The following is a 24,227-nucleotide window of genomic DNA, read 5'->3' on the forward strand; positions in this document are numbered from 1 at the left end:
ATTAGTGTGAGGTGGTGTGAATTACTTAATCTTCAAATAAATAACCGCTGTAGGCCAATCCTTTGGCTACACTTTTAAAGTTATCGCCCGAGTTTAGTGGAATATGCGGGAATTTATTTTTGAAAAGCTGTTGTACAGCCGCCACCATCGATGTTCCACCGGTTAAAAACAAGCAGTCTATATCCTGAGGTGCCACTTTGTAAGTTTCCATAAACTGATCGAGGTATTTTTCAATTTTTTGGATATCTCTTTCGATAATGTTGTTGTATTGCGCTATTGAAATATCTTCATCAATTTCGATTTCCATATTGGAATAGGCGAAGTTGGATAAAGGCTGATCTGAAAGCTCGATTTTTGTTTTTTCGATTGATCTGAACAACGAATAACCCAGGTTATTTTCGATCAGGGTAATCAGGTTTTTAAATTTAGGATCGTTGCCCGAATAGTAGTAATATTCTTCAATCTCCTTCTGGATTTTTAAACCATTAAAGAAGTTCATCTTATCCCAGGTACAAATATTAGCAAAAAGCGATTTGGGTACATTAAGCACTTTGCCAGGTGTGGCTTCGTACATGGTGTTTTTACCAAAGTAAGGCGTTCCCTTTTCCCACATAAAAGCCGAGTCGAGGCTATCGCCACCAATATAAATACCACCTGAGGCAATCATGTCGTTTTTGCGGTCTTTGCTGCCTACCTTGTCAGGATCAAGTACCAGATAAGTAAAATCGGTTGTTCCACCACCTAAATCGGCTACCAATACACGTTCCTTTTTAGTGATGGTTTTTTCGTAGGCAAAGGCCGCGCCTATGGGCTCGAACTGAAAACGTACATGGGTAAAACCTGCATTTTCGGCCGCTTTTTTTAAACGGGTTTGCGCAAGGGTATCTTTCATGGCGCTGTCATCGTCAAAGAAAACCGGACGACCAATAATGGCCCTGTGGCAATCTTCGCCAATAATTTGATCAGCTTTATCTTTTAAGTCTTTAAGAATTAAAGTAACCAGATCTGATGCTGTGTACCGTTTATTGTGGATGCGTGTTTCGGTAAAGGTTGTACGCGAAAGGATTTGTTTAATCGATTTGATAAACCTTCCTTTCATGCCATCGTTCAGGTAAGCTTCAATAGCCTTTTCGCCCACAATGTGGCTTTCGCCATCTACCATGCTTTTGGTTTCTGTAAAATAAATGAGCGAAGGAATGGAAATGGTTTCTACAATTTCTCTTTTTTCTTCATCGTAAATGGAAAGGGCCGAATTGGTTGTTCCAAAATCTATTCCGTACAAAAACTTACTCATGGGCTTGGTATAAAGTGTAGTGACTAAAATGGGGCTGCGAAAGTATTAAAAAAACAATTAGCAGGCTAAACTTTTTTAAAATAACTCGCTCGTGCCTAAATGGGCATTAACAATACGGGTAATTTGCTGGCCAAGTTCTTTTGCATTGCCTATACCCACGCTTTTTAATGCAGCCAGTTGATCGGTTGTGCGCGGCATCCGTTCGGCAATGGATAGCAGGGCCAGATCGGAAAGTACTGCATGATCGGCAGTACCTCTTTGTGTTGCAATGGTTTTTCGCCACTCAACCAGGTTTTTGTACACCTGCGGATTGCTGATTTCTTTGGGCTTGATGCTCGTTTTTACCTGTTTCTTTTCTCCAGGCTGCTTGTTGCTGCTGGCATGCAGCGTATCGATATAGTTTTTAATCGAAAAAGGATTCCATGAAATATGAAATAAGGCCAGCTTGATATTCAAGGCATCTTTGCAATCTTTAAGCAGGGTTAACAGCTTATCTGAATGGGCATCGTTGTAAAAATTGATAGCCACAATTCTGTCCATTAGGGTAATAACCTGTTGCAGTTTGGGGATGAAATAATTAGCAGCTTTTTGCAAACGCTCCATAAAAGTGCTTTCTGTAGCCGGATGGCCTGAGGTAGAAACTTTGTCATATTCTTTTACAATGAAGCTGCGGGCCACTTTAAAAATCTCGTTTTGCAGGAGCTGATTTCCCTGTTCATATAAAGCCAGGAAAGCGTTCTTTTCGTCTTTGTCAATCAGTTTGGAACGGCCGAGTTTTTCCCAGTCTTTGGCCACCAGTGTAAAGTCGAGCAATTCGTGTATTAGTCCCCAGGCATATTGCTGGCTGCGGCGTTCTAACAGTTCGGCTGTGGGTTTTTCCTGGTGACTGGTTTTGGTGAAACTGATTACTTTGGCGTCGGTAATGATATTTGCTGCCGCCACCGGCGATTTTAAAATCAAACCTTCCAGGCTTCGGCAACGGCTGAGGGCAACATAAGCCTGGCCATGCGTAAAAGCAGTACTTACATCGAGTATGGCCTTATCAAAAGTTAATCCCTGGCTTTTGTGTACGGTAATAGCCCAGGCGAGTTTAAAAGGGTATTGTGCAAAAGATCCGGTGCTGTTTTCGTTTATTTTGTTGTCTTCTTCGCTGAGGCTGTATTTAACATTCTGCCAGATTTCTTTTTCAACTTCAATCTCGCGACCACCAGCTGAAAAGGCAACCTTAATACTATCCTGACTAATGGCTGTTACTTTTGCTGCCTTTCCGTTATAATATTGCTTTTTACCCGATGAGTCATTTTTGATGAAAATAACCTGTGCACCAGGTTTCAGTTGCAGTTTTTCATCGGTAGGGTAGGCATCTTTCGGAAAATCGCCGCTTACTTCTGCATCGAATTCAAATATTTCGCCATCCAGTTTTTCCAGGCAGCTTTTATTTATTTCGTTTACCAGCTGGTTGTGCGTGGTTAGGGTAATGTAGTCGTCTTTCCATTCCTGGTTAAGCGAGGCGTCGTAGCGTTCGTTCAGTTTGGCCAGCAAATCGGCGCTCAGATTATTTTCGCGCATGCCATTTAAGATATCCAGAAATACCGGGTCGCTTTGGCGGTACACTTTTTCCAGCGTAAACGTGAGCATTGGGGTCGATTTGAAAATCAGACTATCAAAGAAATAAGGGCTCTGATAATAGCTGCCCAATATGTGCCAGGCATCGTGAAAGATGGGCGAAAGCTGATATAAATCGCCAATCATCAGTAGCTGAACACCCCCAAAGGCACGGTTAGATCCTTTTACCCTTTTTAAAGTACGATCTATAAAATCGATAATATCCACCCGCACCATACTGATTTCATCGATAATTAAAAGATCAAGGCAACGGAGCAACCTGGTTTTCTCATCAGAATATTTAATCGGAACCTCTGTATTTTCATCAACAACCGGCACCAAAGGTCCAAAAGGAATCTGAAAAAAGGAGTGGAGTGTAACGCCGCCTGCATTTATGGCAGCAACAGCTGTGGGGGCTACCACGGCGTAGTTCTTTTTGGTTAGTTCTCTGATTTTGCGCAATAGCGTGGTTTTTCCTGTACCGGCCTTACCCGTTAAAAATACGGGTTGATTGGTTGTGGCTAGAAAATCTAAAAGGAGCTGGTTGTCCGGATCGGGCGTATTCATATCTAATACAAAAATAGCCTATTCGAAACGCATTTGATAAAGGAGGGAAGACCGTTTTATCCACAAAATAGCCTGATTTGGCTTGTAGTGCTGAATAAAATACCTGTATCTGGCTAATAAATCCATTTTAAAACTTTAAATTAAGGAGTTGAAAATGAGTTTGTAGCTGAAATAATTTGATTTTTAGTGAAAAACATTTTCGAAAATTGAATGCAAATTTGTAACATTGCACTCGCAAAAAGCCAAGGCTTTTTTCCGGGCCTATAGCTCAGTCGGTTAGAGTAGAAGACTCATAATCTTTTGGTCCCTGGTTCGAGCCCAGGTGGGCCCACTGACAAAAAATCGCCCTTCAAGTTAGCTTGAAGGGCTTTTTTGTGCCGTTTGAGGTCATTCAATCAGACTTAAGGCATCAATTTCCGCAACCACAGCGGCCAAACCCTCACAGCGCAAAGCTTCCTCCATCACCCACAAAGCATCCTGCTCAGCTTTCACATCCATAAAAATGATCCTTTCCGTTCCACATTAAACGACCTTAACGCAGCAGGGAAAAGCCTCCTTGAAGTACTGATCCACACACAAGCCGCGCCATCGCGCATTAATGAAGCAAGTATCCCCGCAATAAAACCATCACTGGCAGCAGCATCTTCCGGAAAAACAGTAATGAATTCATGGATCGCCCTTCTGGGAAATACCCCTCCAGGAAAAGCATCCTCAATCCCGCCAAGGCCAATCCGCTCTGCACATGCAGCAGAAGCAGGCTTAAAGCTCTGCCACAGCAGGATATCCTGCTGAAGTTTAGCCACCAATTCGCTTTTCGATCCCATGCCTGAATACTAAAATTAACTACCAAAAAAAGACTTTAAGAATTATATTACAAATATAATACTAAAAATATTAGCAAAAAATAAAATATTGAAAAGAAAATATTTTTGGGTGATAAAAAGCGCTAAAAGAGAAAATAGTTATTGGATATAGCCATTTGGAATATTTAACAATAAGTTAATACCCGATGGTTTTCAGTATCAGAATCATAAGCTAACTTTACAACATTAACCTCTTAATTTATCTACCGTGAAAAACAAAACAATCGTATTCCTGTTTTCGGCCTTGGTAATCCTTTTTTCATTCGCTTGCAAAGACAATAGTCCCTTAAAATCTCCTTATGAAGGTGCAGTAGGCACAGTGATCGCAAAAGAAACCTGTAATACAGACCAAAGCAAAGACTACTGGCTGATCGAAATTTTTTCAGCCTCATCACAGCAACAACAGTTTGGGGACAAGCTCACCTTAAACGGAATCACTTACACCAATGTTATCAAAACAGCAGGTCTTCCAGAAAACTTAAAAAAAGTTGGGCAGAAGGTCGGGTTTGACTTTACGATTGCAGGCACTGCTACTTCAACACCGAATTGTAATGTTACCAGTCCTGTGATATATACCCTGAAAATCGCTGAATTCGTACATATCACTCCAGCTGTATTTTAATCCATCTCTCTTCTAAATTAACAAACCCAACATGAGAATACTTTTAGTTGTATTTTTGAGCACGCTTTTGTTTTCTGCTCATGCACAGATTTTAAGGGTAACAAGCTCCCCATTACTGATCAAAAGCCAGGTGCCAGGCTATTCAGAGCTTAAAACCATTAACACAAAAACTTTGGCTTATTCGCCAAAGCTTTCAAAAGCCAAAAACCAGCCGGTCATAGACGGTGATCCCAATACCGAAATCAATAAGATTGATCATTACGCAGACATTCTGCCGGTAAGCATCACTATGGCCGATGGAACCATCAGCTCAACTTCAGCAGGAAAAGCCTGGGCATTGCGCATCAGCATCACCAATGCTACCAACCTCGGATTGATTTTTAATACTTTTAAGCTTTCACCCAAAGCGGAGATGTATGTATTCAACGATGAAAAGACCGAACTGGACAGTTGTATTAAACAAGATAATTTTACGCGCTCCAGCACGCTTGCAATATCCCCATTAAAAGGCAACACCGTTATCCTTTATATTATAGAACCACTGAGTACAGCAGATTTTCAGAGCAGTATCTCTATCAACAAAATTGAAGCCGGATTCAAAGATACTCCAGTTGCTACTTCAGCAGTCACCTCACGCGAGGCTTCCACCAATTGTAATCCAACCATTGCCTGTAGTCCATATATGATGCCCTCAGCAAGGGCAGTAGCCAAAATAATCTCCAATGGATACATGGGGACAGGAACACTGATCAATAACGAGTTAAACAACGGTAAAGCCTACTTTTTAACTGCATTCCATGTTATAGATGCTGATGAAAACAACGTATTGGACCCTTCAGAAATAAATGCCCTTGCCAACTCCAGAATGATATTTCAGTACTGGCGCAACAACTGCAACAGCAGTGTGAATGACATGGGCATAACCTTCTACGGAGCAACACTAAAAGCCGCTTCCAAGGAAACTGATATCGTATTGCTTGAACTCAGCAATCCACCCGGCGTAGGGGATGGGGTAAACTATGCCGGCTGGAACAGGCAGACTACACCACCAGCGGATTACAGTTCTTATATTCTGCACCATCCAAACGGAGAAGATATGCGTATCACCAGTACACGCGATGTTGCAGACTGGCTTTGGGGAAGCAAATTCTGGACCGCCCATTATAACCAAGGCGTAGTTTCGCCCGGATCCTCAGGAGCGGGCCTTTTCAACCAATACGGTCAGGTTGTCGGTCAGCTCAGGGGTGGATGGAGCAGCTGTGATTTCACCGACTTTGGCGACCGCTACGGCAAATTCTATTATTCCTGGACAGAGGCCGGCCTTCAACCCCTGCTTTCCCCTTCAGGAGTTCAGGCAGTAAACCCCCTTATTTTAAGTACAATAACCATGAACGGTGATGAAAATATTGACTACTGCGATAACGGAAACCATACCTATTCAGTGCCCAATCTGGTGGGTTGTACCTATAGCTGGAATGTTCCTGGCACCTTAAACCTGCTCAGTGGCCAAAATACCTCAAGCATCACAGTCAACAGAAATACAGCTGTATTACCCGCTTATACTCAGCTTAGCGTCACCATCACAGACAGCAAAGGCTACAGCCGGACCCAAACCGTTAACAAAACCATTCAGGTTGGGGTTGCAAACATTACCTTGGCCTCAGGACCACCTCCGCCTGCACCAAGATATGTTACAGTCATGTTTAAATACAATAACACCTATCCCGGGAGCTATTTTGATGTGGAAAGCGCAGACGGAAACCCCTTCATTCCCCTAAATACCCTCAATCCTGCAACCAATCTGCAAAACGTAACCGGAGTTTCTTTTGATACTAATTACGGCATGTATCGCACCATCACCGTACGCTATACCAATACCTGCGGAGTAAGTGCATGGCAGCATTTCGGAATAAATTTAGACGATTACCCGCACCTGCCTACATCTGCGGCATTTAAAGTCTATCCAAATCCGGTTAGTACAACACTCTTCATTGAACCGGCGACTATTACTGAAGATATTACCCCAACAACCAGTTTTTCTCCTTTAGTCACGGTAGAACCCCGTCAAGCTAGCCTGACCGTTAACACTAAAGCCAGCCAGGGATTTTCGGCGGTCTTATTGGATATCAAAAGTAAAGTGGTAGCAAGACACCCTTTTTCCAAAGAAAAAGTCACTCTTAATATCAACAATATCCCTAACGGAACCTACTTTCTTCATATTACAAAAGATGGAAAAACAAGTAAACAGCAGATCATTATCAGTCACTGATGATCTTTACCACTTTGGCAAATGGACAGCGATGAAGTAATGAACATACAAATCTTTGTCAATGGCGGGATAAACAATGGATTTATACCGCCTCAAAATTTAAAGTAAAGAATTTGATCGCCAAAGGTGGAATCGTAATAGCGGTAAGGAATATCGGGCTAAAGCAAAAAGAGGGTACCCGGATCAAATAGAATACTGCGATATGTGAAAATTCCTTGCGGATAAAATCACCATCCTGCATGGCTTTGTTATCTCAATCAGCTTAGCTTAAAGTTTCCCCTTTAATCGATGATGGCTGATCTGCCAACCTGCCTCTGCAGCGCTGCTTACGAAATATATTTTCAGCTCTGCCATACCAATAGAAGTAAAAAACAGGAGTGAGGTGGCATCCTGCTGCTCTGGAGTGATATACCATCTCGCATCTCCTGATGCGCTTCCCCAGGAAGATACCCGGTAAACCAGCAAGTCAGCCTGCACTTTTTCGGCAACTACAGCTGCCCTTATCCGTGCTTCGCCCATCGTTGAACATTGATAAATTCTCGCCATCTTAAAGTTTATGTGAAAATGTATCTATAAATGAAGTTTATTGTGCCCATAAATAGCATACTGATTAAGCTTACATCAAAAGTTTTATTAACAACAAGACGATAATGACGGCTACCGCAACCAGTCCCCAATTAAAGGATTTTTCTACTGAATGGGAATCCTTCAGGTTAGCCAGGTCATTTAGAAACCTGTTCATAAGCTCATTTCCTTCTTCAGTCTCTGTTGGAGGGCTGCCTGATCCGGCACTGTTATTCAGCACATCAACCGCGTAGAACTCCAAAAAAATCTGATTAAGGGAGATAACAAGCGGATTGTGTATCCCAGCCCCAGCGCTACTTATCTGCTCAGCGATCCCATTAATCCCATCTTCCCATGCCTTAAACTGCATATCAATATATGCTGCCCTATCTTCTCCCTCCGGTACCCAGCCAAAAGAAGCAGGATAGCCCGAAAGGCACCGGCGGAAAAAAGAATTAATCAGTTCAGTAAAACTATTATTTCTGATGGTTAAATTCTCCCCATCCCGGCTATCCCAAAACTCGCTCATGATCCAAACCTGTGGATCATCTTCTCCCATGTGAATAAGACTAATGTATTCATACCTTCTTTCCGAAATCACCAGAAAAGGAGATTCAGGCTCCCGCGCATTTCTTTTGAAAGTCCTAAGGGCAAACTGATTGATATCTCCCAGATGATCATAGGCCATATTTTCCGCGTCCATAAAATCAAATAAGAACTTTTTGCCAATCGTCCGTAAGTAAGCTTCATAGGTAGCCGGAAGCTCGCCTTTTTCTCTGATCAGTGAGGCAATCTCTTCATCACTGCATCCAGCTAGCCCAGTATTTTTATCAATCCCCAATAAGCTTAAATAAGCCTTGAGCGTTTGAAAATATTCGATATAGATATTCATTTAGATTGTTTTAACAGGGGCTTAAAATATGAATGATCCCGCTTTAAGATTCGTTTATGTCCTCCAATGAGAGTTTTTGTATTTTAGCAGAAAGCAACCTGGTTAGTCTGTCAGTTGTACCCGCTTTAAAATACCCACAGATATACAACGCATTTAACGCCCGGAAATTTAAAAACAACTGCTCATCTAACTGATAATATTGCTTTGCCCCATCAGTATCATAGGAGTAATTGCAGATAAGATCAATTTCCAGTGTCTCCAGGCTTTCAAAGCCAGAGGATAGCAGCAGATCAAGCGTCGCCTGCGAGATAAAGCCGAGCTGCTCATCAGTTACCCAATAAGAATGAATGCCCAGTTCCACGAGCTTTGGTAAATTTACCCTACTACTAAGCGCGAACACACCATATAGCTTCAAACGCTCCAAAGCAGGCATATTTCCAAGCGCCGCAGAAACGTCTCCCAAATAGGGATAATAAGCATCCTGATTAGCTAAAAGAAATTCATCACCATATACAAAAGTTTTCAGTTTCGGGAATTCAGCCCTTGATAGCAGTTCCGATATCCTTGCATAGTTTTTAAAACCATACTGATAACTCGAAATTTGAGAACCGATTACTAAATGCTCCAGCTGCTCATTTAAACCTCTTTCTATCAGGTTTTCAATGATCTCAAAATTCCCTTCAGCAAAGTAAGCAAACACGCTGGTTGTGCTACCGGGCAATTTATCGATTGAGGGAAGCGGGTTGTTATAATGAGGAATTCCAAAGATGCAGGAATTACTGCGCCAGCCCTCAAAGCCAGAGCGCTCAGACTTAAAAAGCCTTTGATCTTTAGGGTATTTCTTTAAGAATGATCTGGCCATATTTTAGTTTCAGTATCAACTCTTTTAATCAGATCAGGCAAGCGGAAATCCCCAGACATCCCCTGAACCAAACCTGATGCATCTTCTAAATCAATGCCTATAGCAGAAACATATATCCCGTTTTTACTCTGTCCACGGAAAATTTCCCTGACAAAGGCATTGTTATTGTAAAACTTTGATTTAGCCACACCTATTACAGGTATAGCTCTACCAAGCGATTCATAAAGATAAGCACCCAGGCCTTTTTTCCCGTCATCATCCAGATAGATAAAACCGTCAATGATAATTAGTGCTATTGCCTTCAAATCGATATCTTCCAGAAAAGCTAAAATACAAGGCAATTCCCGCTTATAAAACTCCCCGGAAATATACTCACCCACATGATCCACGAATTTTGAGCTTATCCCGAGCAGCGAACCATCATCCCAGGATTCGAAGAAACCGCCGACAACTTTTGCACGGCTTGCGCTATAAGCTACATCTATAATTAACTTCATTTACGCTAAATAACCAGCTCTATCTTAAGCTATACCCTTGATCATCATTTAATTGCCTTGTTGCGGAATTCCTTTTGTCTTACCAGTTCCAGTACCCTGAGTAAATCCATATAGTGTTTTTCCATAACTGAGGGGCTAATATCTTTTGAGTCCATGTGGTTAAAGCCCGTAACGACATATTCATCTTCTATCTTCTTTAAAGCTATCGATACTTCTTCCTGATAGAATTTAAAACTTGCCTGGTTACCTTTGAAAGAGACATCGCCCGCAACAACATGGTGACTGTCAATTTCAGCCGTCAATAGGGGCACTCCGCTTCTGCGTTTAGCGTAATCAAAAAACTTTCGGATAAAATCAACCGTAGCCCTGTCAGATACCGACTCCAGGTATTTAAAATTATTATCTTTAAAAGCGGGTTCAAGGCCAGGGCGAAAGATATCCATGATGCGCATTACCGAATCCCTGGCAGGTTTATCGACCAGAAAAAGCTGATACTTCCGTATTTTTTTCCGAATAGCCAAAAGCTTATCCGGGCTAGCATAAATCTCGTTCTCCCCAATTACAATCCAGCGATCACCCTTTTTGATCAGGTTTATATAATAAAACTCATCACCGCTCATCTTACATGTTGCCCGGTTTCCATTAATAGTGACCTTCGTTGGATAAATATCCAGATTTGGTCTCATGGTCGGCGCATCCACAACTTTGATGTACTGTTCGTTGAGCATGAATAATCTAAATAAAGAATCTTCCATAACAGACTTCAGCTTCAAAGAATCCCCATATCTCAAGGCAATTCTACCACTGATAAAAGTGCTGCAGACCTCATGAATTTTCCCCTCTTCACTTTGCTTACAGCCTAAGACCAGAGCAAACAGTAAACCAATAAGATAAAAGTTAAACGGCAGGCGGAATGCCTTTCGGGCGGAGAGCGTGTTGGTGTTGAGCATTATTGATTTTGATTAGTTAACAAATATACAATAAGTATAAATATCCCGATGAGAGAATAGCTCATCTATATTCAGGACCGCTTTCTCCGTCTCTTACTTAATTGACCTTAAGATAATCAAACTTTATCGGCAGTTAAATCCAGCGTATACCTGCAATGCGGATAATTATTACAGCCCAGAAAACGCCCTCTGGCTGACTTCCGTTCCACCAGTTTTCCATCACACTTAGGGCAGATACTGCCGGCAGCATCCTGCCCACCCAGAGAAAACTCCGAAATAATTTCCGTTAAAAATTTACTGGGCTGCTGCGGGTTGTACATCAGGTAAACCTGATGGCGTGCCCGGGTTAAAGCCACATAAAACAGCCTGCGTTCCTCTGTATTTTCAAAGGTTTCGCCTTCATGAAGCAAATGGTTCAAAATCGGATCGTCCGCCATTTGAAGAATAAATTGGAGACTGAGGCCAGACAGCACCTTGCTAAGATTCAAGAACTAATTGATCACTATCATCAAATCCCGTTTATACAGGAATATCTAAAAAAGCCTATTAATCCTCGAAACAACGAGGAAAATAAATGGCTTACTTTCTATAAACGGACCCTGGCCAAGCGCGATGAAATTGTCCAATACTTATTGCATGATATATTGGAACGAGCGATCCAAAAGTCTTCATCATCTAAGTCTAGCTGGGGTGAAAATTTGGAAGACATTCAACGGGAATTTCAGCGTGCAGATGATTTTCCATATTTGGAAATGCCCTATGGATGGTCCATTCATTTCATCCTGAACATGGAAAAATTAGATTACCGGATGATAAACCCGCTTTTGAACAAAGTTGGCTGGTTCGATGTTGATAAACTGTATGGGATTGATTATACAGATCAGATCAATAAAACAATTCAGTTTCGTGTCAGTAAAAGTCGTTTTTTTGAAACCTTGATCTCGGAGTTAAGACAGATTCCAGTGGTACGTGAGAGAGAAGATATTTTTAATCAGATGTCAGAACTTTTCAATACGTCTATTTTTTAAGAAATCACCAAAAGATTCTGGAAACGGTAATAAATTCAATGGTATGTATGTCAACATCTTCAAATCATTTAAGAGCAGTTTTGGATCAATGTTCTCGCTGAGTCCCTTATTCCATTATCAAAAAGGCCGCAAACAATGCGCGGGGATTCAGGAAACGCCCTCTATTTTATACTGTTTTTATTAAGCCAGCCCCACCTTTCCCCAAAACCTGAATAACCCGCATGCACTCAAAGGAAAGTCAAATACTACCGCACCAATAAGGTTTCACCAGATAACCCTAAACAAAAGCACAGATTAATTGACTGCCCTACTTTCGCTCAGCAAAATAATCATCCCCAAAATAAAGGAAATTAACAACTAAGACCATTTTATTCCATAGCAGACATGGCACTTTTTGAGACAGGATAATAGATTTTTTTATTCTTGATGACCACAGGAGAGTTGACTACTTCGTAGTCAGTGTTGATATCCTTGACTATTTTACCTGTTGCAGTATCATAAACAATTGTATGGGTAAGGAAGGTCCCCACAGGCGAGTAAATCCTGTCGCTCGCAAGGGTGAAGAACCGGTTGAACTTAGTCGCCACAGACCAAATGACACTGCCATTGTTCCTGTCGAGTCTGGTCAGCTGGGCTAAAGTGCAGAAATAAACTCCATTCTGATCTGCCTGGATAGAACTGACATCTTCATAACTAGCAATAGCTTTTCTCCAGACCAGTGTACCCGTAGCCACATCCACCGCGTGCAGGTTATGCTGCTCATATAGACTTGTAACACTATTATATACAGGAATATAAATCCTGTTGCCATAGATCGCGGGAGCTGATGCCCCTTCCAAATAGAGCGAAGCGCCAGTAAAGGTGTACCGCCACTTAATCGCACCGCTTTTGGCATCAAATGCGTAGAGTGATCCCGGCTTATCACCGCCACTGCTGCTCAAGGCATAGACTACGCCGTTTCTGGCCACCAAAGAAGAGAATAATCCTTCTGTCGTGGTGGCCGCCCATTTCTGCGTGCCGTTCTTGATATCAATAGCTAATAGTTTCTGCGCTGAAGCGATATAGGCTATCCCTTGAGATACGATTACTTCCCTGGCCACAAAGGTATAAGGAATTGTCCACAGCAAGTTGCCGTTTCTGGAATCGACCGCATTAATTTTGAGGTACGTGCTGAAAATTAGCATACCACTGGCATAGGTAATTCCTTTGCCTTCATTGACTACATAAGCGTAGTTCTCCCACAGTTTCCTGCCATCTTTAAGTGAGCGTGCATAAAGGGTGCTGCCGTCATTTACAAAAACTGTATCATTGCTTACTGCCGGTGTAACCGGCATTTCCGGCAAAGCTTTCCACGCCCGTTGTCCCTCTACGTTATAACTGGCAAAACCCAAAGTCCTTCCAAACATCAATAGCTGCTCCTGAACGGGGAAGATAGTAAAGTTCACTGGCCTTTGAGCTCCTTTGGGATCAGTGGCGATCACTTTACCTTGATAGCTTTCCGTTGCAATCAGGCCGTTAATGGTAAAATTGGTTTGGGTGATATCCCTGGCAACAATACTTCCATTCAGCTCCACCGTATAGCTTACCACATCTCCATCAGGATCGATAGACGATTGCCAGGTCAGTTCAGCAGTTGTTTCGCCACGATAAGTGATACTTGCCTCGAACTCACCGGGAGTCAGGTTCAGTTTATCATCAAGTTTTTTACAGGATAACATACCAGCCACCAATAGGCAGAGTAAAAGAGCGAAAGGGAATTTCATTAATTAAGATTTCCATAAAGGTAATATATTCTGGGAATAAACTACCGTTAGTGACCTCTAGGAAAGAGAATAATCGCTTAACAGCGAAACAAAGCAATCAGAAAAGTAAATGTGCTCCCCGCCGGGCGAAAGCCGGCAGGTCAATAGGAGCGAAGGCGTTTCCTGTCCCAGCTCCAATACGCCAAAAGCTCAGCCTCCAAACCAAGAACCACCAAACCCAACCCAAATAAACCTGGTAGGAGCGGGCACCGAGCGTAGCGAGGTAAAGCGGATAACAGGACTGCAGCAACCCAAGCACCACCGAAACCTGTTTTCCAAAAAAATAAAAATATACTAACAAAACCATCAAATCACTTAGCACCTAAGCAGGTAAATCTTTTAGCTATCAACACCCAAACAATCTACCTGATTTATTTATCTTTGATCTCCAGAGACAAAAAAGATCCCCACATTACTTAAAATCTTTTTACCTACGGAACCTAACACCTGAACACGACCTCTCATGAAAAAAAATGCCCTCTATCTTATCCTGTTTCTTTTAAGCCAGTCCGCCTTTTCCCAAAAAGTACTCGAGCCCAGTCAGCTTAAAGGAAAAGTCAAATCCTATAGCAGCTATGAGGTTTCACCAGATAACCCAAAACAAAAACTCCGGTTAATTGACAGCGTAACCTATGACAAACAGCAAAACATAAGCACTGCTTTTTATTTCCGCCGTATTGGGAACAAAATCCAAAGGGAGAAACATATCCACAAAGGAGATACCCTCATTGTCTATAGCTGTTCCTGCAGCCAGATTACAGCATTGGATCAGCTTGAAAAAGACTTCAAAATACAAGACAACAAAACATTCCAAAACCAGCCCCAGCGCTACACTACACGCCAGCCAACCCAATTTGTAGATTATACCGTTTTTGACAAACAAAAACGTGTTACCCTAACAATAGCCTATTCCGCAAGCGGATACAAAAGGAAAGAAACAAAATACACCTATAACCATTCAGGCAAAGTCATTCAGGAAGAAAGCAGGAACGGGGAAGGAAAACTTATCCAAAAAATCACTAACCGCTATGACCAAAAAGGAAACTTAGTCGAAATCAACGACAGCACGCTCAGGTCAGTAAACATCCCCATTCCAACGATTGAAAAAAGCACCTTCCAATATGATAGTAAAGGCAGGCTAATGCGGGAAAGCAGGTATAGAGATTTCGTTTTATATGCCGACTACCAGTATTCCATCCAGGAGGATAAAAACAGCCAAAGTTTCATCTGCCTGGATAAAATCAGCAATACCAGCAGCATAGACAGCACCATATATTACGGCTTAAACCGGACCAGATTAAAAAAAGTAAAACAAAACATCGAAGGAATTGATGAAATCATCACATTTGATTACTATTCGGATGGACTGCTAAAAACCGAGTCTCACTTTGACAAAGCGGATAATCTGAACAGTAAAACTTTTTTTACCAGCGACAAGCACAATAACCCATACAGAAAGCAGGTATATCAAACCGTTATGCATTACAATAGCAGTAACGTCCTGGAAAAGACTGAACGCAAATTGAGCGAATATCAAATACAAATTGAGTATTACCGTTAAACAGCAGCAATTGCCATTGCGTATTTCGATGAAACTGTACAGTCCATTTCGGACCAAACTGTACGCGAATTTGGCTGCCGGGAGGTTGCCTAAATTGTCCCTTTCCCTCTGAACAAAATCAAGTCTCGACCTCCAATTTCCTTCTTCCTGGAAACACCTTGATTTATCAAGTTCACGGTTCAGCCTCATCCCTTTTTCTGGATCAACAAAGGATCCTTCTCCAAATTAAAGCTTAATCCCATCAAAAAAGGTGCACTGAAGCGCTCAAATCCAGTTCGACAGGTCCAAGACTGTATCAAGGAGAATCCAAACGACTGGCGCCTTTATTTGGCCTGAACTTAAAAAATTAAAAAGAATTGCTAAGTGAAGAATTTCTGATCCGAAGATCAGCGCCGTCAGTTTGGCCCGAAATAGCCTGTCAGTTTGCAGCGAAACAGGGTGTCAGTTTAAACGCGAAACGCGTGTACACTTTTGCCGAAATACCCACTTATTTGGCCTGAACTCAAATTGGAGCGAAAAAGCGTGTCAGCATAAATACGAAACGCGCGTACACTTTTGCCAAAATACCCACTATACCCTTTTCAGCATTAAAAGCATCCATTCAAAAAGAAAACCTGCTGGAATTTTATTCAACGAAGTTGCCTTGAAAAATGCTGACGACAAGGATAGTTCGGAAGCTGCTGAAGTTGAAGAAAAAAAATGCTTACACTCTAATCAATATTTTATTTTCTGAGGTGATCAAAAAAAATGTTCAAAAATGGCCTTTTGTGTACAAAAGCAAACCATTTCCGTACAAAAACAAACCCTCCCAATTGGTGTTTCACGCTAGTTTTGTCTTAGCCAGATATAACAAAAAAACAAACAATGAAAACTTCCCAAGTGATTATTTCTGATTTTCATGCCGAACTGAATATCTCTGAAACTAAAGTTTTACGAACCGCCGCACAAAAATCAGAAAAGAAAATAGAAACAAGAGGTAACCTTATATTACTTGCTTTAGCAAATACAAAAATTAATGCTTCAATAACTTAGTTTTCTGATTACTCCTCGCCGAGAATCATTAAAGCATTGATAATTCTTGCTCTTCAGCTGAGAATTATCAATCCATACTACAAAAATGGCATTTCAGCTTTGCTCAATTGTTGAAAAAATCCTTGATGATAATGAAACAAGTTTAACACTTAAATAAAACGCCTATAGAAAAACAGAACCTATAAACCATCTTCATTTTCTAAAATGAGCTTGAAGACGAAGAAAAAACAAACTAAATACTAACCATATATAAATCTAAATGATAAAAGAAATACACATCAAGCTTAAAGGCTACATCATGGCTTTTGTCCTGCTTTTTCTTGCAGCAAGCATGAGTTATGCACAAGAACTTATTAAAATTAAAGGAACTGTTACCGATGAAAAAGGAGATGTAATGGTGGGCGTTTCCGTTCGTGTAAAAGGAAATACTACCGGTACTTCGACAGATGGTGATGGAAATTATACCTTACAGGCAGCTCCCACGGCATTACTGATTTTTTCTTATGTGGGCTTTAATAATCAAGAGGTTAGAGTAAACAGCTCTGGGACTGTAAATGTTAAGATGGCAGGCGATAAGCAGCTAGACGAAGTTGTGGTGGTGGGATATGGTACCGCCAGGAAAAAAGATTTAACCGGAGGTTTGGCCGTAGTTGGAAAAGATCAAATAAACATGGTTTCTACCCCTAACTTAATGGATCGTTTGGTTGGGCAGGTTGCGGGTTTTAACATTACCACAGGCAATGCTGCTCCTGGCCAGGACCAAAGCTTGCTTATTCGTGGAGAAAATTCCCTATCCGCCAATAACTCGCCTTTAATTGTTTTAGATGGAATTCCATATAGCGGTTCACTGGTTGACCTGGATCCCAATAACATCGAAAACCTAACCATTTTGAAAGATGCCTCAGCGGTTGCTATTTATGGCTCACGTGGCTCAAACGGGGTAATTCTCATTCAAACTAAAAGAGGGATGTTGGGAAAAGCACAGGTTGCATACAAAGGCCAGATTGGCTTTGCAGAGCCTATGCAGCGTATCGATGTAATGGGGCCTAATGAGTTTATCAAATTTAAACAAGATATTGGTCGTTTGAGATTAGGGTATACAGGTGAGCAGCTCGATCCAATAGCGGGGAATATCATCAGTGTTACCGAACGCGAAAATTACAAAAATGGTGTTACCAATAACTGGCAGGATTATATCTTTCAGAGAGGTATTACCATGGATCATCAGATAAGCATAAATGGGGGTACGGAGAGCACGAAATATATGGCAGCTGCATCTTCACTCCAACAAGATGGTGTGGTTTATAATTCTAAACTTTCCAGGTTAAATATTACCGCCAATATCGATCAAACGTTCAACAATTGGTTAACCATTGGTATTGGAACACAATTCTCTCAAAGAAGTGATGGCGGGGTAACACCCAATATCGAACATGCCATTAAGCAGAGCCCGTACGGGAAATATAAAGATGCGGCTGGTTATTATGTTCCGGAGCCAATGGAATATTCGCTTATCGTAAACCCAATGCGTAACGTAAACGCCGATCAGGATCGAATTAACCGCAATTTCTTCCTTACCGGATATGCAGATATTAAGCTGCCACTTAAAGGCCTGTCGCTAAGATCTAATTTCGGTTATAACTACAGAAGTAGCTTTACCGGCACATATTATAGTCGCGATACTTTTGATGGCAGAGAGCAGGCAGGTTTAGTAGGTGGAAAAGCCAGCATCAATAATGGACATTATAATGATTATACCTGGGAAAATGTGCTTAAATACGAAAAAACAATTAGCAATCATCGTTTTGATGCCACAGGATTATTCAGCATGCAGCAAACCAAAAGTGTTGGTGCATCTCAAAGTGGTGAGGGATTTGTGACCGATAATACCAGCTACAATATGATGAGTACTGCTGCCCGTAACCTTTCCATGTCTTCGAGTTTATCAGAAACAGCACTTTTGTCTTATATGGGGCGTTTTAATTATTCTTATAAGGGGAAATATATCGCTACCATTACTGGCAGGTCGGATGGAGCCTCAGTGTTTGGAGAAAATAACAAATATGCTTTTTTTCCATCAGCAGCTGTGGCCTGGAATATTGGTGAAGAAAATTTCCTAAAAGATAATTTAAAATGGATTGATTTACTGAAACTTAGGGTTTCGTATGGTGCGAACGGTAACCAGGCCATTACCGCTTACCGCACGCTCGATCGCCTTTATTCAAATGTAAAATATATTTGGGGCGATGGAGGAACAGCAGTTAATACAGCCTATTTGGCAGGCGATGGTATTGGCAATCCAAACCTGAAATGGGAAACCACTTACACCAAAAATATTGGAATTGATTTTCAATTATTTAAAAATCGGTTAAATGGATCAATAGATGCATACTTATCTAAAACCAAAGATCTGTTGATGATTCGTACAGTGCCCATTATGAATGGCTATAACCGAATTTGGGATAACATTGGGCAAACCCAAAATAAAGGTTTTGAGGTAACCGTAAATTCGATCAATGTAGACTCAAAAAACTTTAAATGGAACTCTACCGCGGTGTTTTCTTTAGATCGTGATAAGATTGTTGAATTGAGAGGAGATGGGTTGGATGACGTAAACAACAATTGGTTTATCGGAAAACCATTAAGGGTTTTTTATGACTACAACATGATTGGTATCTGGCAAAAAGGAGAAAACTATACCGGACAATCTGGAGCAGCCGCAGGGGCGGCAAAGCTGGAGGATGTTGATGGAAACGGCCTGATCGATTCTAAAGATAGAAAAGTAATCGGCTCGAAAATGCCAAGATATACCGCATCATTAAGCAACAGGCTTAGCTATAAAAATTTCTATATGTCGGCCTTGTTAACCGGAGTATTTGGCGTTTGGCGCGATGATAACATGGCCAATATTGGCTCATGGACCTTTGGTATTACCAACTACGTTCATGGCGCAGATTACTGGACACCTGAAAATCCTGATGCCACAATCGTTTCTCCAGGATACACCAATAGTTTCGGGCATGGCTACTATAAAAAGGTTTCTTTCGTACAGGTAAAGAATATTACCCTTGGCTATAGAATCGGGCAACAACTCGCTAAAAAAATTGGCGTAAGCGGCATTGATGTAAACGTTAGTGTAAACAATTTGGATACGTTCTCCAATATCAGACAGGTACTTAATTACGACAATACCTGGATGGCATCTTACCCAACTGCCCGTTCTTATATGTTCGGTTTAAACGTAAACTTCTAACCAAAAACGACAAGATGAAAAAAATGATAAAAACGGGAGTGGTACTAATGCTTTTAATTTCAATGAGCGGCTGTAAAAAGTTTCTTGTAGAAGATTTAAAAACAGAATTGGCACCAACAAATACTTATACCAGTACCTATGGTTTTGAAGTTGGCAGTGCAGGTTTGTATGCACTTACCCGCTCAGAATACAATACTTTTGGAGAGGGTGGCGCCTATATTCACAATGGTGCCTGTCCTTACGAGGCGCTACAGGCTGCAACCGATATTGCAGATGTAATTAACAGCGATGCATCATTACTTCCTTTTGCCAATTTAACACTTACCTCTTCAGAGAGATTTGTAAATAGTTATTGGAACTGGGCATACAGCGTAATTTCATCAGCCAATTTAATGCTTATTTATGCCGAAAAAAATACCAATTGGGACAGCCCCACAGATAAAGAGCGTTTTCAGGCAGAGGCCCGTTTCTTTAGGGCTTATGCTTACCGTACTTTGGTCTATTTATTTGGTGATGTTCCCTATGTAGAAACCATTCTATACGATTTTAAACTCAACTTTACCCGTACGCCAAAGGCAGAGGTGCTTGGGCATATCATTGATGATTTAAAATTTGCCAGCCAATATTTGCCGGCAAACCCCGATCAGGTTAAAGATGGAAAGTTGACGAAATGGGCAGCATACCATCTTTTAAGCGAAATGTATCTGTTAAATAAAGAATATCAACCAGCAGAACAGGCGGCATTGGCGGTAATCAACAGTGGCTATTACAGTTTAATGAAAACACGCTTTGGTGTAAATAAAGATAAACCTGGAGATGTGTTTAGCGACATGTTTGTTGAAAACAACCAAAACAGGCTTAAAAATGCCAACAAAGAAAGTATTTGGGTATTACAGTTTGAATTTAATACCATAGGCGGCGGTACCAATTCTGATGATTGGACCCGTAGGGCATGGATTCCGAACTATTCTGGCATTACTGGATTTGTTTTGGCCGATAGTTTAGGCGGACGCGGTTTAGCTCAGCTCACTCCCATGAAATGGTGGATTGGTACCACTGGTACCAGTGCTACAGGAAACGTGAATGGCATCTTTGAAGGTACCGATATCCGCAACTCAAATTATAACATTAAGCGAAACTGGTACTATAATAACCCGGCTGAAACTTCCTTGTTTGGTAAAAAAGCCAATATAACAGAGCAAACCTGGTTCTCTACCAAGACCTTAAATCCGGCCATTACCAAATTTTTCTATGGTCGGGCAGAAAACTTAAGCCTTACCGGAAGTTACAAAGACCGAATGAAATTTCGCTTGGCAGAAACCTACCTGCTGCTTGCTGAGGCTTATTTAGGAGAAGGAAACACCAGCAAAGCGGCTGATGCGGTAAACGAAGTACGTAAACGTGCAGGGGCATCGGTAATCACCGCCAGCCAAATGACCATAGATTTTCTGCTTGATGAGCGCATTCGCGAATTGGTTGGTGAAGAAACCCGTCGTTTTACCCTAATACGCACCAATAAATTAGTCGATCGGGTAAAAATGTATAACACAGCCATAAAGGATAAGATTATGGATTTTCACACGCTTTGGCCAATTCCTCAGGCCATTATCGATGCAAACCGCGATGCTGTGTTTCCACAAAATCCGGGCTATGGGAAATAATAAAAATGGCTTTTTGATCTTAACCGATCAAGGTGCTGCTTACTTCAGATTAGAAACAACATGATGAAAAAAATAAAATTTTTATATAAAACATGGTCTTTACTATTTCTCCTAATTGGTTTTTCTGCCTGCAAAAAGGGAATTAACGATATTAAAAAAGTACAGGAACAATTGGAACTGAATATTTCATCGGCAAGTATTGCGCTTGATGAAAACAACCCTGCAAAGGATATTGTAACCTTTAGCTGGAAAGCAGCAAGACCACAATCTGATGATCACCTGGTTTCCTATACCACCAAACTGGATGTGGTAGGAAATAACTTCGGTTCATCTACAGCAATTATGAATTATGAGGATGATGGCACATTCAGCAGAAGTTTTACTTCAGAACAACTACAAAACTGGGCAAATCAAAAATGGGGGATACCTGCCAATAAATCTTTTACACTAGAATTCAGGGTAGTAGCCCAATGGGAAGGAGGTACTACATTTGAAGCGCCCGAGGTTAGAACTGTCAGGGTAAATGTAACACCAATAAAAACCGTTGTATTTGATGCAGATAAAGTATTTTTAGGGGGGAGTGCCGTGCCGGGATTAAGCAAGGTTGAAATGTCTAAAACCTTGGAAAATCTCAATCAATATGCTTATTTACTTAACCTGCAACCTGGTGAACTGCAAATCCCGGTAGAATATAGCGGCGCTACCAATTACATTGCATCTGCCGATGCCAGCACTGCCTTAAAAGATGGCACAGCTATAGGCATCAAGATGAGAGACAATGCTTTTTCATGGAAAATAGAAACTGCCGGACAATATCGCGTGGTGGTAAATATGCAAAAGGCTACCGCTACAATTTATTCCCCTGAGCAGGCACTTACTCCAAAAGTGGTAACCTGGAATGGAGATGGAGGTGTTGCACAAACTACTACCGTAAGCGAACTGTGGATGCATGGTGCGATAAACAGTTTTGGTACGCCGGTTAAAATGGATTGTAAAGTAAGCTTAGCCGACCCACAAATTCTGGTTTATACCGGGGGTAAAGTGGGTAAAACTAAGTTTATCGTGTACGGTGGAGCCGATAATAATAAAAACCTGGCTTACGCATTTAGCTGTCCATTAACCGCTACGGGAGCATTACAGGAACTTACGCTTGTACAGGGTACTGTTGCCAGTTTATCGGGAGGCTCAACGAGTGCACAGCGCAATTCTTATTACACCATTCCTGCAGGTACGAACACACTCATATTCGATTTGCGAAATATGACCATTCTGGCCGAAAAAAGGTAAAATAATTTAACACCAGTTAATTTTAAGAATTTCTCACAATGAAAAAAATGAATTATAAGACATTAGCCTCTCAGACATTGATGGCAATTTTGTGTGTGATGGTTTTTGCCTGTAAAAAAAATAATGATGAAGACACTCCTCAAGCTGAGGGCACTCTCGTGAAACCAAAATACAACAGAAGCACCGTGTTCCGCAACCCTCTAAATGGTTGGGTAATGTATGGTTCGGGCTCTGGGAATGAAACTTATTGGGATACAGAATATTATGTGCCCGATTTGGGAAAGAAAGTGAAGGCAATAGATTACGCATCAGCTTGCTACATACGCACCAGCTGGGCAACATTTAATCCGGCAGATGGAGTTTACGCCTGGAGAAATCCAAACTCTGCAATTTATAAAATGATTAAAGGCGCCGAAAGCAGGGGGGTACCCATTGCATTCCGATTTGTAGCAGACGGACAGGATCAAGGCTTGAACACCCCGCAGTTTGTAATTGATGCAGGTGCCAAATATTATATAGTAGATAGTAAATTTCCAGACCGGAAATCTCCTTATCCACAAGATCCTATTTTCCAACAATACTACGCCAAATTTATTCAGGCTCTGGCAGAAGATTTTAATGACCCAAAGCGCACGGCATTTATTGATGGTTATGGTCTTGGGAAATGGGGAGAAGGGCATGGTGTGATATATGAAGATCCATCCAAAGCAACAGTTGCCAGTACCGAAAAGTATAAAGCAGAGGTAATGGATTGGATAACTACTCTGTATACGAAGTACTTTACAAAAGTGCCTTTAATGATGACATATCATCGTTTAATTGCTGATCCTGCCAGCGGCGGTAGTGTTAATGCTAACAGTACGCGTTTATTAGAAATGGCTATTAATAAAGGGTATAGCCTTCGGCAGGATGCATTTGGGATGACCGATTACTATCAAAGTTGGGAAAAGAACTTTGCTAAAACCTGGAATTTTAAACGCCCGATTGTTATGGAAGGAGGTTGGATTACAAGTGGTACACACCGGTATTGGATCGATCCCAGTGGAAAATATAGAGAGGGGCATCCCGAAGATGTTCGTCAGGGGGAATTTGATTCTTCGGCAGAAGCCGCAGTTAATATGATGGATTTTCGCGTGGGCGATATTGAAACCTGGTTTACCAAATCTTTTAACTTATGTCAACGATTCATTTCTGAAGGTGGTTATCGTTTATATCCAGATCAGGTTTACCTGCCAGAAAATGTTAACAGTGGTACTGAAACTACCATCACGCACCGTTGGCGAAATATGGGGTGGGGATATTTCCCAAATAATATTCCACAATGGAACTATAAATATAAAGTTGCCTTTGCACTTCTTGATGGTAGCAATGCCGTTAAAAAACTTTTTGTAGATAATGCCAGTGAACCGTCAACATGGCTTAAAAATCAACCATCAACATACCAGTTAAAAGCAAATGTTAATGTTGCTGCGGGAACTTACACCTGGGCGGTGGCTATAATAGATACTACCAAAGATAATCTGCCAGGAATAAAACTTGCGGTTAATGGAGATCTTACCACAGATGGGTGGTTAAAGTTAATGAACGTAACTGTAAAATAAACGAAGCAAAATTGTTG

19 protein-coding genes and 1 tRNA gene are annotated in these 24,227 nt (G+C 41.3%); 10 read left to right on the plus strand and 10 right to left on the minus strand.

All coding sequences use genetic code 11. The features are described from left to right. Positions 1-25 precede the first annotated feature (25 nt). Positions 26-1,294 carry an Hsp70 family protein gene (locus tag BLR37_RS19390; RefSeq protein ID WP_090771491.1) on the minus strand — a complete coding sequence of 423 codons (1,269 nt, stop codon included), beginning with the start codon at positions 1,292-1,294 and terminating at the stop codon, positions 26-28. Positions 1,295-1,369: 75 nt separating this feature from the next. Beyond that, a complete protein-coding gene (locus BLR37_RS19395) occupies positions 1,370-3,466 on the minus strand; it encodes an HRDC domain-containing protein (RefSeq protein ID WP_090771493.1) in 2,097 nt (698 codons plus the stop codon). Between the two features lie 257 nt (positions 3,467-3,723). Between BLR37_RS19395 and BLR37_RS19400 the strand changes: the two genes are divergently transcribed. Further along, positions 3,724-3,797: transfer RNA gene (locus BLR37_RS19400), tRNA-Ile, on the plus strand. A 157-nt stretch (positions 3,798-3,954) separates the two neighbouring features. On the opposite strand, the gene BLR37_RS19405 is transcribed toward BLR37_RS19400, so the two are convergent. After that, positions 3,955-4,290, minus strand: a complete 336-nt coding sequence (locus tag BLR37_RS19405) for a hypothetical protein (RefSeq protein WP_090771494.1) — start codon at positions 4,288-4,290, stop codon at positions 3,955-3,957. A 247-nt stretch (positions 4,291-4,537) separates the two neighbouring features. Between BLR37_RS19405 and BLR37_RS19410 the strand changes: the two genes are divergently transcribed. Further along, positions 4,538-4,951 carry a hypothetical protein gene (locus BLR37_RS19410; protein WP_090771496.1) on the plus strand — a complete coding sequence of 138 codons (414 nt, stop codon included), beginning with the start codon at positions 4,538-4,540 and terminating at the stop codon, positions 4,949-4,951. Between the two features lie 31 nt (positions 4,952-4,982). Next, positions 4,983-7,220, plus strand: a complete 2,238-nt coding sequence (locus tag BLR37_RS19415) for a trypsin-like peptidase domain-containing protein (RefSeq protein WP_090771498.1) — start codon at positions 4,983-4,985, stop codon at positions 7,218-7,220. Between the two features lie 267 nt (positions 7,221-7,487). On the opposite strand, the gene BLR37_RS19420 is transcribed toward BLR37_RS19415, so the two are convergent. From BLR37_RS19420 to BLR37_RS19445, 6 genes are all read right to left on the minus strand, one after another. Beyond that, on the minus strand, positions 7,488-7,766 hold the full coding sequence (locus BLR37_RS19420; protein ID WP_090771499.1) for a 7(1) septoil knot domain-containing protein: 279 nt from the start codon (positions 7,764-7,766) through the stop codon (positions 7,488-7,490). A gap of 70 nt (positions 7,767-7,836) precedes the next feature. Continuing rightward, the gene (locus BLR37_RS19425; protein ID WP_090771500.1) at positions 7,837-8,676 is read right to left on the minus strand and encodes a hypothetical protein; all 840 of its coding nucleotides are present in this window, start codon (positions 8,674-8,676) and stop codon (positions 7,837-7,839) included. A gap of 43 nt (positions 8,677-8,719) precedes the next feature. Continuing rightward, on the minus strand, positions 8,720-9,538 hold the full coding sequence (locus BLR37_RS19430; protein ID WP_090771502.1) for a hypothetical protein: 819 nt from the start codon (positions 9,536-9,538) through the stop codon (positions 8,720-8,722). Continuing rightward, complete coding sequence (locus tag BLR37_RS19435; RefSeq protein ID WP_090771504.1) at positions 9,520-10,035, minus strand: endonuclease V; 516 nt, start codon at positions 10,033-10,035, stop codon at positions 9,520-9,522. The genes BLR37_RS19430 and BLR37_RS19435 overlap by 19 nt, the downstream gene beginning before the upstream one ends. Before the next feature lie 44 nt (positions 10,036-10,079). After that, positions 10,080-10,985: a hypothetical protein gene (locus tag BLR37_RS19440; RefSeq protein WP_090771507.1), complete on the minus strand. Its 906-nt coding sequence runs from the start codon at positions 10,983-10,985 to the stop codon at positions 10,080-10,082. A gap of 116 nt (positions 10,986-11,101) precedes the next feature. Continuing rightward, the gene (locus tag BLR37_RS19445; protein ID WP_090771509.1) at positions 11,102-11,422 is read right to left on the minus strand and encodes a topoisomerase DNA-binding C4 zinc finger domain-containing protein; all 321 of its coding nucleotides are present in this window, start codon (positions 11,420-11,422) and stop codon (positions 11,102-11,104) included. Between BLR37_RS19445 and BLR37_RS19450 the strand changes: the two genes are divergently transcribed. Beyond that, entirely contained in the window at positions 11,423-12,013 is a 591-nt protein-coding gene (locus BLR37_RS19450; RefSeq protein WP_143009630.1) for a hypothetical protein, read from the plus strand. It abuts the gene before it with no gap. A 368-nt stretch (positions 12,014-12,381) separates the two neighbouring features. Here the strand turns inward: BLR37_RS19450 and BLR37_RS19455 are convergent, their stop codons facing one another. Then, complete coding sequence (locus tag BLR37_RS19455) at positions 12,382-13,776, minus strand: outer membrane protein assembly factor BamB family protein (protein WP_090771513.1); 1,395 nt, start codon at positions 13,774-13,776, stop codon at positions 12,382-12,384. Positions 13,777-14,278: 502 nt separating this feature from the next. Between BLR37_RS19455 and BLR37_RS19465 the strand changes: the two genes are divergently transcribed. The 6 genes from BLR37_RS19465 to BLR37_RS19490 all read left to right on the plus strand — a co-directional run bounded on the left by BLR37_RS19465 (position 14,279) and on the right by BLR37_RS19490 (position 24,210). Then, positions 14,279-15,376, plus strand: coding sequence for a hypothetical protein (locus BLR37_RS19465; RefSeq protein WP_090771518.1), 1,098 nt, complete (start codon positions 14,279-14,281; stop codon positions 15,374-15,376). Between the two features lie 864 nt (positions 15,377-16,240). Continuing rightward, a complete protein-coding gene (locus BLR37_RS25425; RefSeq protein WP_167356650.1) occupies positions 16,241-16,408 on the plus strand; it encodes a hypothetical protein in 168 nt (55 codons plus the stop codon). A 259-nt stretch (positions 16,409-16,667) separates the two neighbouring features. Beyond that, entirely contained in the window at positions 16,668-19,661 is a 2,994-nt protein-coding gene (locus BLR37_RS19475; protein ID WP_090771522.1) for a SusC/RagA family TonB-linked outer membrane protein, read from the plus strand. Between the two features lie 14 nt (positions 19,662-19,675). Further along, entirely contained in the window at positions 19,676-21,322 is a 1,647-nt protein-coding gene (locus BLR37_RS19480) for a RagB/SusD family nutrient uptake outer membrane protein (RefSeq protein ID WP_090771524.1), read from the plus strand. A gap of 60 nt (positions 21,323-21,382) precedes the next feature. Further along, positions 21,383-22,609, plus strand: coding sequence for a SusE domain-containing protein (locus tag BLR37_RS19485; protein ID WP_208599693.1), 1,227 nt, complete (start codon positions 21,383-21,385; stop codon positions 22,607-22,609). 38 nt (positions 22,610-22,647) lie between these two features. Beyond that, positions 22,648-24,210 carry a DUF4832 domain-containing protein gene (locus tag BLR37_RS19490; RefSeq protein ID WP_244154704.1) on the plus strand — a complete coding sequence of 521 codons (1,563 nt, stop codon included), beginning with the start codon at positions 22,648-22,650 and terminating at the stop codon, positions 24,208-24,210. Positions 24,211-24,227 lie beyond the last annotated feature (17 nt).

This window comes from Pedobacter soli (assembly GCF_900101435.1).
Taxonomy (GTDB): Bacteria; Bacteroidota; Bacteroidia; order Sphingobacteriales; family Sphingobacteriaceae; genus Pedobacter; species Pedobacter soli.

Coding starts and splice junctions, on each gene's coding strand:
- BLR37_RS19390 (WP_090771491.1), bottom strand. CDS start 1,294: ATGAGTAAGTTTTTGTACGGAATAGATTTTGGAACAACCAATTCGGCC.
- BLR37_RS19395 (WP_090771493.1), bottom strand. CDS start 3,466: ATGAATACGCCCGATCCGGACAACCAGCTCCTTTTAGATTTTCTAGCC.
- BLR37_RS19405 (WP_090771494.1), bottom strand. CDS start 4,290: ATGGGATCGAAAAGCGAATTGGTGGCTAAACTTCAGCAGGATATCCTG.
- BLR37_RS19415 (WP_090771498.1), top strand. CDS start 4,983: ATGAGAATACTTTTAGTTGTATTTTTGAGCACGCTTTTGTTTTCTGCT.
- BLR37_RS19420 (WP_090771499.1), bottom strand. CDS start 7,766: ATGGCGAGAATTTATCAATGTTCAACGATGGGCGAAGCACGGATAAGG.
- BLR37_RS19425 (WP_090771500.1), bottom strand. CDS start 8,676: ATGAATATCTATATCGAATATTTTCAAACGCTCAAGGCTTATTTAAGC.
- BLR37_RS19430 (WP_090771502.1), bottom strand. CDS start 9,538: ATGGCCAGATCATTCTTAAAGAAATACCCTAAAGATCAAAGGCTTTTT.
- BLR37_RS19435 (WP_090771504.1), bottom strand. CDS start 10,035: ATGAAGTTAATTATAGATGTAGCTTATAGCGCAAGCCGTGCAAAAGTT.
- BLR37_RS19440 (WP_090771507.1), bottom strand. CDS start 10,985: ATGCTCAACACCAACACGCTCTCCGCCCGAAAGGCATTCCGCCTGCCG.
- BLR37_RS19445 (WP_090771509.1), bottom strand. CDS start 11,422: ATGGCGGACGATCCGATTTTGAACCATTTGCTTCATGAAGGCGAAACC.
- BLR37_RS19455 (WP_090771513.1), bottom strand. CDS start 13,776: ATGAAATTCCCTTTCGCTCTTTTACTCTGCCTATTGGTGGCTGGTATG.
- BLR37_RS19465 (WP_090771518.1), top strand. CDS start 14,279: ATGAAAAAAAATGCCCTCTATCTTATCCTGTTTCTTTTAAGCCAGTCC.
- BLR37_RS25425 (WP_167356650.1), top strand. CDS start 16,241: ATGAAAACTTCCCAAGTGATTATTTCTGATTTTCATGCCGAACTGAAT.
- BLR37_RS19475 (WP_090771522.1), top strand. CDS start 16,668: ATGATAAAAGAAATACACATCAAGCTTAAAGGCTACATCATGGCTTTT.
- BLR37_RS19480 (WP_090771524.1), top strand. CDS start 19,676: ATGAAAAAAATGATAAAAACGGGAGTGGTACTAATGCTTTTAATTTCA.
- BLR37_RS19485 (WP_208599693.1), top strand. CDS start 21,383: ATGATGAAAAAAATAAAATTTTTATATAAAACATGGTCTTTACTATTT.
- BLR37_RS19490 (WP_244154704.1), top strand. CDS start 22,648: ATGAAAAAAATGAATTATAAGACATTAGCCTCTCAGACATTGATGGCA.